15 protein-coding genes are annotated in these 13,803 nt (G+C 61.8%); 6 read left to right on the forward strand and 9 right to left on the reverse strand.

Translation table 11 applies throughout. From position 1 onward, the window contains the following. Positions 1 to 65 precede the first annotated feature (65 nt). The gene (locus tag BW33_RS21910) at positions 66 to 302 is read left to right on the forward strand and encodes a hypothetical protein (RefSeq protein WP_047601162.1); all 237 of its coding nucleotides are present in this window, start codon (positions 66 to 68) and stop codon (positions 300 to 302) included. Between the two features lie 5 nt (positions 303 to 307). On the opposite strand, the gene pdxH is transcribed toward BW33_RS21910, so the two are convergent. From pdxH to dinG, 5 genes are all read right to left on the reverse strand, one after another. After that, on the reverse strand, positions 308 to 955 hold the full coding sequence (pdxH, locus tag BW33_RS21915) for a pyridoxamine 5'-phosphate oxidase (protein WP_047601163.1): 648 nt from the start codon (positions 953 to 955) through the stop codon (positions 308 to 310). A gap of 24 nt (positions 956 to 979) precedes the next feature. Next, the gene (locus tag BW33_RS21920; RefSeq protein ID WP_047601164.1) at positions 980 to 2,098 is read right to left on the reverse strand and encodes an OmpA family protein; all 1,119 of its coding nucleotides are present in this window, start codon (positions 2,096 to 2,098) and stop codon (positions 980 to 982) included. A gap of 113 nt (positions 2,099 to 2,211) precedes the next feature. Then, on the reverse strand, positions 2,212 to 3,357 hold the full coding sequence (locus BW33_RS21925) for a serine hydrolase domain-containing protein (protein ID WP_047601165.1): 1,146 nt from the start codon (positions 3,355 to 3,357) through the stop codon (positions 2,212 to 2,214). Between the two features lie 193 nt (positions 3,358 to 3,550). Further along, complete coding sequence (locus tag BW33_RS21930; protein ID WP_047601166.1) at positions 3,551 to 6,046, reverse strand: beta-galactosidase; 2,496 nt, start codon at positions 6,044 to 6,046, stop codon at positions 3,551 to 3,553. 94 nt (positions 6,047 to 6,140) lie between these two features. Continuing rightward, positions 6,141 to 8,285, reverse strand: coding sequence for an ATP-dependent DNA helicase DinG (gene dinG / locus BW33_RS21935; RefSeq protein ID WP_003222341.1), 2,145 nt, complete (start codon positions 8,283 to 8,285; stop codon positions 6,141 to 6,143). A gap of 98 nt (positions 8,286 to 8,383) precedes the next feature. Between dinG and BW33_RS21940 the strand changes: the two genes are divergently transcribed. Further along, positions 8,384 to 8,848, forward strand: coding sequence for a CopD family protein (locus tag BW33_RS21940; protein WP_047601167.1), 465 nt, complete (start codon positions 8,384 to 8,386; stop codon positions 8,846 to 8,848). Between the two features lie 172 nt (positions 8,849 to 9,020). Here BW33_RS21940 and BW33_RS21945 read toward each other — a convergent pair whose 3' ends face one another. The 4 genes from BW33_RS21945 to BW33_RS21960 form a co-directional block, all read right to left on the reverse strand. After that, positions 9,021 to 9,779, reverse strand: coding sequence for a collagen-like triple helix repeat-containing protein (locus tag BW33_RS21945; RefSeq protein ID WP_047601173.1), 759 nt, complete (start codon positions 9,777 to 9,779; stop codon positions 9,021 to 9,023). After that, the gene (locus BW33_RS21950) at positions 9,772 to 10,047 is read right to left on the reverse strand and encodes a DUF1145 domain-containing protein (RefSeq protein WP_047601175.1); all 276 of its coding nucleotides are present in this window, start codon (positions 10,045 to 10,047) and stop codon (positions 9,772 to 9,774) included. The genes BW33_RS21945 and BW33_RS21950 overlap by 8 nt, the downstream gene beginning before the upstream one ends. Before the next feature lie 162 nt (positions 10,048 to 10,209). Then, a complete protein-coding gene (locus BW33_RS21955) occupies positions 10,210 to 10,932 on the reverse strand; it encodes an OmpA family protein (protein WP_047601176.1) in 723 nt (240 codons plus the stop codon). A 90-nt stretch (positions 10,933 to 11,022) separates the two neighbouring features. Then, positions 11,023 to 11,718, reverse strand: a complete 696-nt coding sequence (locus BW33_RS21960; RefSeq protein WP_047601178.1) for an OmpA family protein — start codon at positions 11,716 to 11,718, stop codon at positions 11,023 to 11,025. A gap of 197 nt (positions 11,719 to 11,915) precedes the next feature. Between BW33_RS21960 and BW33_RS21965 the strand changes: the two genes are divergently transcribed. The 4 genes from BW33_RS21965 to BW33_RS21980 all read left to right on the forward strand — a co-directional run bounded on the left by BW33_RS21965 (position 11,916) and on the right by BW33_RS21980 (position 13,700). Beyond that, entirely contained in the window at positions 11,916 to 12,413 is a 498-nt protein-coding gene (locus tag BW33_RS21965) for a DUF6231 family protein (RefSeq protein ID WP_041070621.1), read from the forward strand. 4 nt (positions 12,414 to 12,417) lie between these two features. Beyond that, on the forward strand, positions 12,418 to 12,894 hold the full coding sequence (locus BW33_RS21970; RefSeq protein ID WP_047601180.1) for a YchJ family protein: 477 nt from the start codon (positions 12,418 to 12,420) through the stop codon (positions 12,892 to 12,894). A gap of 111 nt (positions 12,895 to 13,005) precedes the next feature. Continuing rightward, a complete protein-coding gene (locus tag BW33_RS21975) occupies positions 13,006 to 13,500 on the forward strand; it encodes an LEA type 2 family protein (RefSeq protein ID WP_047601182.1) in 495 nt (164 codons plus the stop codon). Beyond that, the gene (locus BW33_RS21980) at positions 13,497 to 13,700 is read left to right on the forward strand and encodes an SEC-C metal-binding domain-containing protein (RefSeq protein ID WP_003198420.1); all 204 of its coding nucleotides are present in this window, start codon (positions 13,497 to 13,499) and stop codon (positions 13,698 to 13,700) included. Before BW33_RS21975 ends, BW33_RS21980 begins: the two co-directional genes overlap by 4 nt. Positions 13,701 to 13,803: the final 103 nt, after the last annotated feature.

Here is a 13,803-nt window from a genome sequence, read left to right on the forward strand (position 1 = left end):
CCTGCAGTCCCACCCAACAGTAGCGCCAAATCGCCCAATCTGCCCTGCCGACCCAAGGATTTTTCATGGACTACCTGATCATTTTCGTCACCACCATCGCCGGCCTGTACTTCCACGGGTGGCTGTACGTGCGGATCAAACGCTGGATGGAACGTGATCTGGCACTGTCGCTGGCGGGTAAAGATGAAGACAAACGTGCCTTCATGCTGGAACGGCTGGCCGATGCCCGCGCGCAAAAAATCAAGCGCCGAGACCTGCCGAAGTGGCTTGAGGCCGCTGCGGCAGGCTACCCCGCTCGGTAGACTGCTCAGGGCGCCAGACGTTCAAGAATCCAGTTGGCACCTTGCTGACGATAGTTCAGGCGATCGTGCAGGCGACTTGGACGGCCCTGCCAGAACTCGATGCGCTCGGGCAGCAAGCGATAACCGCCCCAATGCTCCGGGCAGTCGGGCTGGGTATCACTGAAGCGCTGCTCAGTGGCCTTGAGCAGGTCTTCCAGCTCGTCGCGCCCGTTGATCACTCGACTCTGCGGTGAGGCCCAGGCCCCAAGCCGACTGCCCAGCGGACGCACCTGATAATACGCGTCGGACTCTTGCGGCGTGACCTTCACCACGCGCCCTTCGATGCGCACCTGGCGTTCCAGGGTGGGCCAGAAAAACGTCATGGCCGCGAAAGGATTCGCCGCCAGATGCTGGCCCTTGGCGCTGTCGTAGTTGGTGAAAAAAGTGAAGCCCTGCGTGTCCAGGCCCTTGAGCAGCAGAATGCGGCAATGCGGCCGCCCGTCCGAATCCACCGTGGCCAGGGTCATGGCGTTGGCTTCCACTGGCGCCTGTTCGGTTTTCACCGCGTCGGCAAACCATTGGTGGAACAGCGCAAACGGCTCCGCAGGAGCTTGCGCCTCGGTCAGTCCGTCCCGGGTGTAATCACGACGCATATCTGCCAGAGCCTGGGTCATGGCGCATTCCTTTTCGTTAGCGGATCACTGCTTGGAAGTATCGCTTGCGGCAACTTTCTTGTCAGTCGCCGCGGCTTTGGCCGGAGCGGTTTTCTTGGCAGGCGTTTTTGCCGGTGCCTTGGTCGCCGCTTTTTTCGCCGGCGCCTTGGCGGCGGCTTTCTTCGCTGGAGCCTTTTTGCTCGCAGGTACGGCGGCCTTCGAAGCAGCCGGCGCCGGGGTTACCGGTTTGGCTGCAGGCTTGACGTCCTGTGCCGCGATCATCGTGGTCGGTGCCGGCGCCGGCATGTTGTACTTGCTCAGCAGTGCAACCATGGTGTTCTGCGGGGTCACCAGCAGTTCGACGCGACGGTTCAGGGCACGGCCTTCGGCGCTGTCGTTGGCGGCACGCGGGGCATCGCCGCCCATGCCACGCAGCATCAGGCGATCGCGCTGCAAGCCGCTCAAGCGGAAGATCGCCGCCACGGACTGGGCGCGTTCCTGGCTGAGCTTGACGTTGGCCGGCGCTGCACCGGTGTTGTCGCTGTGACCGAGCACCAGGACTGCGGTTTTCGGGTCAGCTTCAAGGATTTTCGCGACGTTGGTGAACGGGCTGAGGGTCACCGGCAGCAGCATGGCTGGACGCTTCGGGTTGAACGAGCCTTCAACCGGCGCGATCACCACCAACACGTTGTCACGACGCTCGAGTTGCAGATTGCTGTCCTTGATCGCCGCACGCAGGCGAGGCTCGTAGTCATCCAGCCAGGCCTGGGTGACTTTCGGGTCAGGCATCGGCACCACTTTGGCAGTGGACTGATCCTTGCCGCCGAACGGCCACCACCACTTTGTGCCGGTATCGGCATCAGCCTTGGCCACTACCGCCGGTTTGGCTTCTGGTTTTACTTCGGCTTTCACATCGCCCTTGGCGGTCGAATCATCGGATCCGCCGAACGGCCAGTACCAGTGGCTGCCGCTTTCAGTCTTGGCCACTGGAGCAGTAGCGGCAGGCTTGAGCGGGGCCGGAGCCGGTGCCGGCTCTTTGGCCGCCACTTTGTCGGAGGATCCGAACGGCCACCAACTGCCGCCGTCCGCATCGTTTTTAGGAGTCTGTGCACAACCGGTAATCGCAACACACAGGGCCAGGGCGAGAGTTTTTTTGGATGACATTGAAAATCCACAAAGTGAAGTAATAAAAAATCAGAGCTCTTTTGCCCGGATAAACTGACGCTTTGAATCGAAAAACCGGATCTGGTTCCAACCCTGGAACCTCATGTAAAGCTTTACAGACAAGTGGCAAGTACCCGCGCCAGTTGCTGTGCGCGCGGATCCATCAAGACGTACGGCCCAAGGGTATTTGTCACAAAACCGAATGCGACATCGTGCTCCGGATCAGCAAAACCCACCGAACCACCCGCCCCCGGATGACCAAACGCCCGCGGGCCGAGACCGTAGGTCGCGTTCGCCATGTCCGGCTGATCGAGCATGCAGCCCAGGCCGAAACGGGTACGGGTCAGCAAGGTCTTGTCCTCGCCGTAGCTGTGTTCGCGGGTCAGCTCTTCAAGCATTTCGCTTTCGAGCAGACTGCCGTCAAGCAAACCGGCGTAGAAACCGGCCAGGCTGCGCGCGTTGCCATGACCGTTGGCGGCAGGCTGCTGCATGCGTCGCCATTCCGGTTTGTTGGTGCTGGTGAGCACAGACGGCGGATTGGTGAAGGCGCGAGTCGTCATGGCGGTCGGTTCGCGCATGGTCACTTGCAACAGGCGCTGGGCCGCGGCATCGCCGACGTTGCCCTTGCCGCGAGCGATGTGCGCCACGCGGTGGAACTCTTCGTCAGCCAGACCGACATGGAAATCCAGCCCCAGCGGCCTGGCGACACGGGCGACGATCGACTCGCCCGGCCCGCGACCGTCAGCGCGACGCAGCAACTCCCCGACCAGCCAGCCATAGGTGATGGCGGCATAGCCGTGGCCGGTGCCGGGCGTCCACCAAGGCGCTTCGGCCGCAAGGGCGTCGACCATGGTTTGCCATTCGTAGAGGGCCGCGGGCGCCAGCAACTCCCGCAGGGCCGGCAGACCGGCCTGATGGCAGAGCAATTGGCGCAGGGTGACGATTTCTTTGCCGGCGGCAGCGAATTCCGGCCAGTAACGGGCAACCGGTGCATCCAGTTGCAGTTTGCCTTCGGCGACCAATTGCAGCGCGGTGACTGCGGTGAAGGTCTTGGTGCAGGAAAACAGGTTGGCGATGGTGTCGCTGTGCCAGGCCTCGGTGCCGTCCTTGTCGGCGGTACCGGACCAAAGATCAAGGACGGTTTCGCCGCCGACCTTGATGCACAGGGCTGCGCCGCGCTCCTGGGGATCGTCGAACAGTGCCGCGAAAGCCTCGCGCACCGCTTCGAATTGAAGCTCGTAATGTCCCTGAATCTGCACCCGCAACTCCCCCGCGAAAACGCTCTACAAAGTGGCCCGCATTGTTCCAGCCCTTGAGGGATTTGGGAACAGCTGCGGGCCGGGTGGTCATTTCCAACTAAAATCAAAAGATCGCAGCCTTCGGCAGCTCCTACAGAATCAAGCATTCCCTGTAGGAGCTGCCGAAGGCTGCGATCTTTCAAGGCATCAAGTCTTAGTGACCATTGCCCGAATGCCCACCCGCATGCCCGGCCCCCGGACCTTTGCCGGCTTCACCCTTGCGCCCGCCCTCCGCTTCATGACCGGCGGCGGCCGCGGCCTTCTCAGCCTCTTTGCCCAACTGATCAACTGCCTGCAGGTTGCTCTTGCGCACCGCCTCGACAAAGCCCTGATACGGCAGATCGGTAATCCCCACCAGACCGAAGTGCCCGTTCTCGCCATCAAGCAGACGCCCGGTCACCGGTTGGTCCAGATACTGGAACCAGTGCACGCCGACAATCGCCGGTTCGCTCAGCGCCTGTTTGAGGAAATTGGCATACGCCGGGCCGCGATCTTCTTCCCGCGGCAGTTGGGTCACGCCACCCCAGAACGGCCCACGATCACTGGAGCCGAAGTTGAATTCGGTGATCAGCACCGGTTTGTCGAGGGCGCGCAAGGCGGCAAAGTCATAGCCGTCCTGCGGTTTCAACGTGTACATGTTGAAACTCAGCACGTCGCAATACTGCGCGCAGGACGCCACCGCTTCCGGAGTGCTGGTGGCGAACCGGCCACCGAGCAGCAACTGATTCGGCGCATGCCATTTCAGCGAATCGGAGATGGTTTTGAAGTAGGTGTCGGCGAACACCTTCTGGAAGTATTTGAAGTCGTTTTCGATTTCCGGGTGCTCCGGATTCGGCATCGGCGGCACGAAACCCGGGTCTTCCATCAATTCCCACGCTGGCAGATCAATGCCCCACGCTTTGGACAGGCCCGCCTGGTTGCGGTACTTGTCGCGCAACTGCTTGAGGAATGCGCGTTTGGCCGGGACGTCGGTGGTCATTTTCAACGTGCCATAGGCCAGCGCATAGCGCGACTGCGGGTCGTCGCCCGGACCGGCCCACGCCAGCTCGTTATCGGCGTAGTAGCCAATCAGCCACGGATCATCACGATGATCGCGGGCGGCAATGGCCACGGCGCGCTCGGTGGCCATGGCGAAACGTGGGTCGAACGGGTCGGGCATGCCGCCCCACCAGTCGCTGCCGGTGCTGATGCTGGTGTAGTCGCCGACGATCGACAGCGGCAAGGTGTACGGCACCCGCTCGGCGTCGGCGAGCGAGTCGGCACTCCAGTTGCCGACGGTGTTGAAACCCCAGGCCTGCAGGCGATCGAGGGTGTGCGTAGCCCACTTCTGCTCGTCGACCGTGGCTTTGCACGGCGCAGCGACGGGTTGATCGGCAGCCTTTTCAGCAGTCGTCGCTACGGCGTCTGTTTTCGCCGCTGCGGCGACACCGGCCTTCGCCTCGTTTGGCTTTGGCGCAGGCTCGGCAGCTTTCACTGCGGTTTCTTCAACGGCACCCGCCTTGGCCGCTTCAGCAATCCCGGCCTTGGTGTAACTGTCCGGTTTGCATGGCTCGCCGTACAGGCGTTGCAGGTTGGCACCGTAAAAATCGTACCAGCGCCCGTTACCATAGCCTCGGCCCTGATCGGCGCCGTTGCCTCCACGGTTGTCGCCTTCGCCGAAATGACTGGCAAGTGGCTCGTCAGGCTTGGGCAGGGATTCGAACATCCACTCACGTCCGGCGACGTAGGTCTGGTTGACCTGCGGGCTGACGGTGTTGACCCCCAGCGAATAGAACGGATGTCCTTCAGGGGTCACCAGATACCAGCGACCGTCGCGTTTTTCGGTGCGGAAAAAGCCGCTGGCCTTGAACGCGGGGCCATTGTTCCAGCCACCGAACTTGTCCAGCGAAGACTTTTCGCGCTCGGCCAGCCAGGTTTTCAGCTGTTGCTCTTCCTTGGCGGCGGCGGATTTCAGCTGTTCGTCGTTGCTGACTTTTTCCGGCCATTTGCTGCGGGTCGATTGACCGTAGGCATCCACCAGATTGCCGTAGACGGCCTGGATCACGGCATCGCCGTCCTGCACGCCGAAACGTTCGAGCAGCAGGCTCTGCGCTGCTTTCGGCTGATCCATCCACAAGCTGACCGACACCACCTGGCTGCGATCCAGTTCACCGCTGCTGCTGGCCAGCAGAATTCGCTGGCCATCGACGGTCATCGGCATCGGCGGTCCGGCCTTCATGCCCTGGCTCAGCGGCGAAGTCGCCACCAACGGCACCAAGAGGGTTTGCGCCGGGCCTGCCGGCAAGTCGACGCGGCTGGTCAGCGTCTGCCCGTTGTTGCTCTGGATTTGCACGTAGACCGTCACGGCCCAGTTCATTGCGCTTTGCAGACGCAGGCTCATCATGCCCGACTGCGACCAGTCCCAGGCGCCGGTTTGCGGGGTCAGGCGCAGGGTCGGACGGGCTACCGGATTGAACGTCACCCGGCGCAGCACTTCACCTTCCGGGGTTTGCTCGGCGTTGGCTTGTGGCAGGTCAGTGTTTTCGGTGACGACTTTCACCACGTCGGCAGGACGGACGAAGTTGAACAGGGTCTGCTGACCCGCAGGCGCCGCCAGTAACGGGGCAGCGAAAATCAAGGCGAATACGGCAGGCAACGAGCGGCGAATCATAAGAACGGAGTTCTCCCTAACGACCAACTAAGGCCAATGGAAAAGCATGGCAGAGAGATAGACAGCGCGGCGGGCAAAACTGCCCACCGTTGTCTCAGGATATTTCACGACGGAATGGAGGTAACGCATTGAGGATCGCCTTGCCGTAGCGCTGGGTGACCAGGCGCCGATCGAGCAAGGTGATGGTGCCGCGGTCTTCTTCGGTACGCAGCAGACGCCCGCAGGCCTGAACCAGTTTCAGCGAGGCGTCGGGCACCGAGATTTCCATGAACGGATTGCCGCCACGGGCCTCGATCCACTCTGACAGCGCGGCCTCGACCGGATCGTCCGGCACCGAGAACGGGATCTTGGCGATCACCACGTGCTCGCAATAGGCACCTGGCAAATCCACGCCTTCGGCGAAACTGGCGAGGCCGAACAGCACGCTGGAATCGCCACCATCGACCCGCGCCTTGTGTTTGTTCAGGGTTTCCTGTTTCGACAGGTTGCCTTGAATGAACACCTGCTTGCGCCAGTCGCGGTCGAGGCCGTCGAACACGTCCTGCATCTGTTTGCGCGAAGAGAACAGCACCAGCGTGCCCCGTGAGCCTTCGACCAGATCCGGCAACTCGCGGATGATCGCCGCGGTGTGAGCAGCGGCGTCGCGTGGGTCGGCCTTCAGGTCAGGCACCCGCAGCACACCGGCATCGGCGTGATGGAACGGGCTCGGCACCACGGCGGTGACGGCTTTTTTCGGCAGGCCGGCGCGCATGCGGAAACGGTCGAAGGTGCCCAGAGCGGTCAGAGTTGCCGACGTTACAAGGCAGCCGTAGGCCACGTTCCACAGGCTGCGACGCAGGGTTTCCGCCGCGAGAATCGGGCTGGCGTTGACCTCGATGTCGAACAGCGAACCGCTTTCGGCCAGCGTCAGCCAGCGGGCCATCGGCGGGCTGTCTTCCGGGTCTTCGGCGGTGAATGCGGTCCACAACTCCCAGTTGCCCGACGCCCGCGACAACAGGCTGCCGAACAGCGGATACCACTCTTCGGCCTGGTTGCTGGCGATGCCGATGTTGACCTCGCCGTCCATGCCTTCCTTGAGCAGGTCGGTCAGGCGGGTGAACAGATCGTTGAGCCGCGAGTAACCCTTTTTCAGCTCGATGCCCATTTCGCGCATGTGTTCGGGAATCACCCCACCGACGAAACGATGGCGTGGCCGCTCGCGACCTTCGACGTCTTCGCCGGGTTTGAAATCGGCAATCTGCTCGCACGCGGTGAACATGAACTGCTGCTGGGTCTTGATCTCGCGCGCCAGCTCGGGCACTTGCTCGATCAGCTTGCCGAGATCGCCCGGCAACGGATGCTGGGCCAACAGTTTGGTGAGGTTCTTGGCGGTGGTTTCCAGCCAGTCGGCGGTGGAACGCAGGCGCGTGTAGTGGGCGAAGTGGCCGATGGCCTTGTCCGGCAGGTGATGGCCTTCGTCGAACACATAAATGGTGTCGCGCGGATCGGGCAGCACCGCGCCGCCGCCGAGCGCGAGATCAGCCAGCACCATGTCGTGGTTGGTGACGATCACGTCGACCTTGCCCATGCCTTCGCGCGCCTTGTAGAAGGCGCACTGGCCGAAGTTCGGGCAATGACGGTTGGTGCACTGGCTGTGATCGGTGGTCAGGCGCGCCCAGTCGGCGTCTTCCAGCGCGTTGGGCCAACTGTCGCGGTCGCCGTCCCATTTATTGCCGGCGAGTTTCTCGATCATGCTGGTGAACAGCTTCTGACTGGCCTCGTCGACCTCGATCTTGAAGCCTTCTTCTTCGAACAGCTGCGCGGTGGCGGTTTGCGCGTGGCCTTCCTGCAGCAGCATGTCAAGTTTGGACAGGCACATGTAACGGCCACGGCCCTTGGCCAGCGCAAAACTGAAGTTCAGCCCGCTGTTGCGCATCAGGTCGGGCAAGTCCTTGTAGACGATCTGCTCTTGCAGGGCCACGGTCGCGGTGGCGATCACCAGCCGCTTGCCGGCCAGCTTCGCCGTGGGGATTGCCGCGAGGCTGTAGGCCACGGTCTTGCCGGTACCGGTGCCGGCTTCCACCGCGACAATCGCGGGGTCGCCACTGCGCCGGCCTTCGTCGTCGGTGTCGATATCCCCGAGGACTTTGGCGATTTCGGCGATCATCAGGCGCTGGCCGTAACGCGGCTTGAGGCTCTTGGCTTCAAGAAAACGCGAATAGGCGCCCTGGATCGTGGTTTTGAGTTCAGTGCTGATCATTGAGTGTCGGGCGCAAAAACGCTGGATAAATTTTCAGTGGTTCGGTTCGGCGGCTATCATACCCCGCGAATCGATCCCGCGCAGAACGGAGTACCCCAATGACACCTTTTAGCCTCGTTTATCCGCTGCATGTCCTGTCCGCCCTGGTCTGGGTCGGTGGCATGTTTTTCGCCTGGATGGTCCTGCGCCCGGCGGCGGTGAAGGCTCTCGACGGCCCCGCCCGCCTGACCTTGTGGGTGGAAGTGTTTCAAGGTTTTTTCCGCTGGGTCTGGGTCGCGGTGATCCTGCTGCCGATCAGCGGCGTCGGCATGTTGCACTTGCAGCAGGTCGGTTTCGAGACCGCGCCAAAATACGTGCAGGTGATGATCGGGCTGTACGTGGTGATGACGGCGCTGTTTATCCGGATTCAGGGTTTGATGCTGCCGGAGTTGCGCAAGGCCGTTGAGGCGAAGGACTGGTCGGCGGGTACGGCGGTGCTGGGCCGGATTCGCCGGGTGGTGGGGATCAATTTGATTGTCGGGTTGGTGCTGGTGGCGATTGCGTCGGCTCGGCCGATGTTCTGACCCGCTGACCACAAGCATTTTTGTGGCGAGGGAGCTTGCTCCCGCTGGGCTGCGCAGCAGCCCCAAATCAGCTGACGCGCTCAATCTGACGAAACGCAGTATCGGGGGTGGGGCCGCTACGCGACCCAGCGGGAGCAAGCTCCCTCGCCACAATTGTGAATAGCGCTGTTCGTCAGAGGCGCTGTACGGTCACTGCCCCCGCCGCGCCCGCAGGCCCAGGCTGTCCATCCGCGCCGGCCTTGCCGTTCTTGCCGCCATCGGCGCGATACACCAGGCAGCCCTTGGACTGGCCGCCCTTGCCTGCCTTGCCGCCGATACCCGCCGGGCCACCGGCGCCACCAGCGACGTTGACCTTGATCAGCTCGGCCGGAAACTCGCGCGGCACTTCCAGGCGCACCAACGCCCCCGGTGCACCCGGCTGGCCGTCGCTGCCATTACTGCCATCAAAACCATGACCAGCTGCGCCCCAGGTGCAGCCCGGATCTTCACCGTTGCCACCATCCAGGCCGACGAAACCCGGTGCGCCGGTACCGCCGCGAGCATCCACAAACAGCTTTGGCGCGTTCAGCGCCTTGAACTGCAAATTCAGATTGCGCCCGGCACGGGCGGCTTTTTCATAGGTTCCCGGCGCGCCGCGTGCGGTGATCAGGCTGCCTTCGGACAGTTCGGCACGAATGACTTTCATGTCCAGCGCCTGTTCACTCGGGACGATCGCGATGCGCGCTTCGTGGCCCAGGTGCAATTCGCCGACGGTCAGCTCGGTCACATTGGCAGGAATCAGCAAGGTGCCGTAGTCCGCCACGTCCAGCCGTTCCAGCTGCAGGGTGCTGGTGGTGTTGGGCAAACGCATCAGGGAGTTGGTTTCGACGCTGACCACCTGAGCGCAGGCCAGAGGACTGATGAATGCAGCGAGCAGGCAAAGTTTACGCATGGGAAGAAGCCTCCGGAGCGGCCGGGGCCGGGATGGTTTGCAGGTGAAAAACGCCGAACAGCAGGATGCGCAGACGATCGCGCCACGGGTTGGTACGCCCCTTGAGGCGAGAGAACAGCAACTCCAGCACATGCAGCGCCAGCAACAAGGCGCCGGCCAGATTGACCAGCAAATGCAGCGGATGCACAAACGGCATCAGCAGATTAACCACCACCACGCACCAGAACAGCAGGGTCAGCAAACGCCCCAGCCCCCAGAAAACCTTCATACGCTCCCCCGTGTCGGAATTATTCTTTGGGCGCACAGTAACGGCTTACGCGGGGGATAAGCCAGAGGGGCAAAAGAAAAAACATTTGTCAGTCGTCGGATCGCTGCCGGTTCGACGACGATCGTCGACCGGCAGCTCTAGCCTGCGGACTACAGACAAGTCCTAGCGATTGATATGCAACTCCACCCGACGGTTTTTCGCCCGTCCCTCGTCCGTTGCGTTATCAGCCACCGGCTCGCTCTCGCCGCGTCCTTCACTGGTCAGTTTGTTCGGCGCCAGGCCCTGACTCAACAGGTACGCCGCCACGCTGCTGGCGCGTCGTTCCGACAGTGCCTGGTTATAGGCATCCGAACCTTTACTGTCGGTATGGCCGATGACCTTGATGCTGACCACGTCGGCATTGCGCAACTTGTCCATCAGCGTATCGAGCTGCGCTTTGGCGGCCGGGGTCAGATCCGACTTGTCGAAATCGAACAACACATTGCCGGCATCGCTGAGGGTGATGACTTCCGATTGCGGTGCAGGCTCGGGGGCTTTTGCAGTGACCGGATATTGCGGCAGCGGACAGCCGCGGTGATCGACCGGAGTATTTTCCGGAGTGTCCGGGCAACGGTCGCGGCGGTCGAATACGCCATCGCCGTCTTCATCGCCATCCTGGGCATAACAGATCAGCCCGCCAGTCAGAATCCCCAGCGCCGCACCGCCGCCGGCCCAGCCGCCACTTTCAATGGCGCCGAGACCGCCGCCGACCAGCCCGCCGATCAGGCTGCAGATCGGCCACGTACGTTGATTGAGGGGTGCATCGCCATCGCTATGAGTGGCGCAACCGGTGAGCAGGCTGCCCAGCAGCAGCACCGGCAAGACGGACCTTGAGAAAACAGTCATTGTGAAAGCTCCTGTGTCACCGGCCCATACCGGTTACACAGGAGTAAAGACCCGCATCCGCGACTGCACAAGCCGCGGATGCGAGAGGGGCTAGCGGACGATTTTGATTTCGGTACGACGGTTCTGTGCGCGACCGTCAGCGGTTTTGTTATCCGCCACTGGCTGGCTTTCACCCATGCCCGATACCGAAACGAAGCTGGCACGCGGCACACCTTGCTGGATCAGGTACTCCACCACCGAGTGCGCACGGCGATCCGACAGTTTCTTGTTGTAGGCATCGCTGCCGACGCTGTCGGTGTGGCCGGTCACGGTCAGTTGCGCCGTGGAAGACTCTTGTTTCAGGCGCGTGGCGACTTTATCCAGAACCTGTTTGTCGGAGCCGGTCAGGGTGGCTTTGTCGAACTGGAAGTGCACATCACGAATGACGATGGTTTCTTCCTTGACCACAACCGCCTCTTCTACCACTGGCGCAGGGGCAGGTGGTGGGCAGCCGTCAGCATCGACCTGCACGCCTTTAGGCGTGCCCGGGCACTTGTCGCGACTGTCCGGCACACCATCGCCGTCCTCGTCACCATCACCGTGCACCCAGCAATAGGCCGCTGCCGTACCGCCGACCAACAGGGCGCCGTAACCGGCCCATGCCGAACTCTCCGTCGCACCGAGGCCCGCGCCGACCACACCGCCGACCGCCGCACAGGTCGGCCAATCGGTTTTCTGCAAACCTGCGCAACCAGTCAACACACTGGTTAGCAGAATCAAAGGTAATGCTGTCCGAACTATGCTCATCTGGTTTTCTCCTGAGGGATCGGCTTAGAACCGATTCACGGAGTAAAGACCGGAGTTTTAATCTCCGCCAGCAATAGGCCACTGGCATTTGGGAGCGTGTTCACAGGGATTCGGCACTTTTGCCGCACACGGTAAATCGGGGTCTAGGCCGGATCCGTCTGGCGCGCTAGTCTTGGCGATCTGATTGAGGAGCTTCGATGAACGTCGCCATTTCTTCGCGCACGCCGCAACAGGCGCTGGCTGCTTTACTGGATCGCTATGCCCCGGCGCGTCTGCTGCTGATCGGCGCCAGCGAATTTCCGGCGCTCGCCGCTTTTAAACAGGCGCACCCGGACTGCTGCGTGGCCCACGCCGAACCCGGTGCGTTGCCCGCCGAACTCGCAGCGCGGCGCTTCGACCTGGCGCTGGTGGTCGATTGTCTTGAGCACCTGCCCAAGCGTGACGGCCTGAATCTGCTGGGCGGAATTCGCAACCTCAACGCCAGTCGCATCGCGGTGCTGGCGGATCTGCCAGCCAGCGGCTGGCAGGAAACCGACTTCTACTCGCTGGCGCTGCAGGCCAGTGAACGCTTTCAGCGTGACGAGCAGGTACTGACCCTGTTCACCTACGATCTGCTTGACTACAAACAAGTCCCCGACTGGCTCAACTCGCGGTTCTGGGCCAATCCGGAAAACTTCGGCAAATACTGGTGGTAATGCAATGAGTACAGCCATTTGCCCGTGCGGCAGCGGCAACCTGCTGGAGGCCTGCTGCGGTCACTATCACGCAGGTCACCCGGCGCCTTGCGCCGAAGCGCTGATGCGTTCGCGCTACAGTGCCTACGTGCTGGGGCTGATCGATTATCTGGTCGCCACCACCCTGCCCGCCCAGCAGGCCGGTCTGGATCGCCAGTCGATCAGTGCCTGGAGCGCGCAGAGCACCTGGCTCGGTCTTGAGGTCGAAAGCTCGGAAGTGTTCGGCGGCCAGCCGGAGCACGCTTTCGTCACCTTCACCGCGCGCTGGCACGACAGTCAGGGCGAACACAGTCACCGCGAGCGCTCCTCGTTCGTGCAGAACGCCGGGCGCTGGTACTTCATCGACCCGACCGTGCAGTTGAAGCTGGGGCGCAATGACGCGTGCCCGTGTGCGAGCGGGCAGAAGTTCAAGAAATGCTGTGCGGGGTATTTCGGCGCATAGGATCAAAAGATCGCAGCCTGCGGCAGCTCCTACAGGGGACGCGTCTCATGTAGGAGCTGCCGCAGGCTGCGATCTTTTAGCGTCTAGACTGCCAGCAAAGGGAGTTAACTCATGCTCGGACTATGGCGCACACTCAAAATTCTTCCCCTGCTGCTGATCCTGAACCTCGGCGGTTGCGCCTCGTGGTTCAGCGACGGCAGCGTCGATCCCGCCGTGCATCTGGTGAAAGTCGAGGTGGTGCGGGCCAAATTGCTCGAACAGAAATTCATCCTGCACTTTCGCATCGACAACCCCAACGACAGCGAACTGACCGTGCGCGGTCTGGAATACCGGATTCATCTGGCAGACCTGTTGCTGGCGGAAGGCGAGCATGAGCACTGGTTCACCGTCGGGCCAAAACGCAGTGCATATTTCAAAGTGCCGATCCGCACCAACCTGTGGCCTCGGGTAAAAGACGTGGTGAAAATGCTGAAAAATCCCAACCAGCAGATTCCCTATCGATTGCAGGGCGAGATGGAAACCGGTTTATTCATCGCCCACTACGTGCACCTGGAGCGCAATGGCGTGATAATCCCCGCCGATTTAATTCCGGAGTACAACCGATGACTCAGCAACCTCATGTCCATGGCCCTGACTGCAACCACGATCATGACCATCATCACGATCACGACCATGGCCATGTCCACGGCCCGAACTGTGGCCACGCCCACCAGGAACCGGTGCGCAACGCCTTGAAAGACGTCGGCCGCAACGATCCTTGCCCATGCGGCAACGGCAAGAAATTCAAGAAGTGCCACGGCGCTTGATGTTTCAGGTGAAGATCTTCTTCGCCTGAAAGATCGCCATCGCGAGCAGGCTCACTCCTACATTCGAGCGCATTCCTCCAGCTGGAATGCAACCCCCTGTGGG

It is taken from the genome of Pseudomonas sp. RIT288, from assembly GCF_000631985.1.
In the GTDB taxonomy this organism is placed as follows: domain Bacteria; phylum Pseudomonadota; class Gammaproteobacteria; order Pseudomonadales; family Pseudomonadaceae; genus Aquipseudomonas.

What these genes read in the sequence shown, in the direction of transcription:
- BW33_RS21950 (WP_047601175.1), bottom strand. Translation starts at nt 10,047, where the DNA reads ATGAAGGTTTTCTGGGGGCTGGGGCGTTTGCTGACCCTGCTGTTCTGG.
- pdxH (WP_047601163.1), bottom strand. Translation starts at nt 955, where the DNA reads ATGACCCAGGCTCTGGCAGATATGCGTCGTGATTACACCCGGGACGGA.
- BW33_RS21960 (WP_047601178.1), bottom strand. Translation starts at nt 11,718, where the DNA reads ATGAGCATAGTTCGGACAGCATTACCTTTGATTCTGCTAACCAGTGTG.
- BW33_RS21945 (WP_047601173.1), bottom strand. Translation starts at nt 9,779, where the DNA reads ATGCGTAAACTTTGCCTGCTCGCTGCATTCATCAGTCCTCTGGCCTGC.
- BW33_RS21980 (WP_003198420.1), top strand. Translation starts at nt 13,497, where the DNA reads ATGACTCAGCAACCTCATGTCCATGGCCCTGACTGCAACCACGATCAT.
- BW33_RS21965 (WP_041070621.1), top strand. Translation starts at nt 11,916, where the DNA reads ATGAACGTCGCCATTTCTTCGCGCACGCCGCAACAGGCGCTGGCTGCT.
- BW33_RS21920 (WP_047601164.1), bottom strand. Translation starts at nt 2,098, where the DNA reads ATGTCATCCAAAAAAACTCTCGCCCTGGCCCTGTGTGTTGCGATTACC.
- BW33_RS21955 (WP_047601176.1), bottom strand. Translation starts at nt 10,932, where the DNA reads ATGACTGTTTTCTCAAGGTCCGTCTTGCCGGTGCTGCTGCTGGGCAGC.
- BW33_RS21975 (WP_047601182.1), top strand. Translation starts at nt 13,006, where the DNA reads ATGCTCGGACTATGGCGCACACTCAAAATTCTTCCCCTGCTGCTGATC.
- BW33_RS21970 (WP_047601180.1), top strand. Translation starts at nt 12,418, where the DNA reads ATGAGTACAGCCATTTGCCCGTGCGGCAGCGGCAACCTGCTGGAGGCC.
- BW33_RS21910 (WP_047601162.1), top strand. Translation starts at nt 66, where the DNA reads ATGGACTACCTGATCATTTTCGTCACCACCATCGCCGGCCTGTACTTC.
- BW33_RS21940 (WP_047601167.1), top strand. Translation starts at nt 8,384, where the DNA reads ATGACACCTTTTAGCCTCGTTTATCCGCTGCATGTCCTGTCCGCCCTG.
- BW33_RS21930 (WP_047601166.1), bottom strand. Translation starts at nt 6,046, where the DNA reads ATGATTCGCCGCTCGTTGCCTGCCGTATTCGCCTTGATTTTCGCTGCC.
- dinG (WP_003222341.1), bottom strand. Translation starts at nt 8,285, where the DNA reads ATGATCAGCACTGAACTCAAAACCACGATCCAGGGCGCCTATTCGCGT.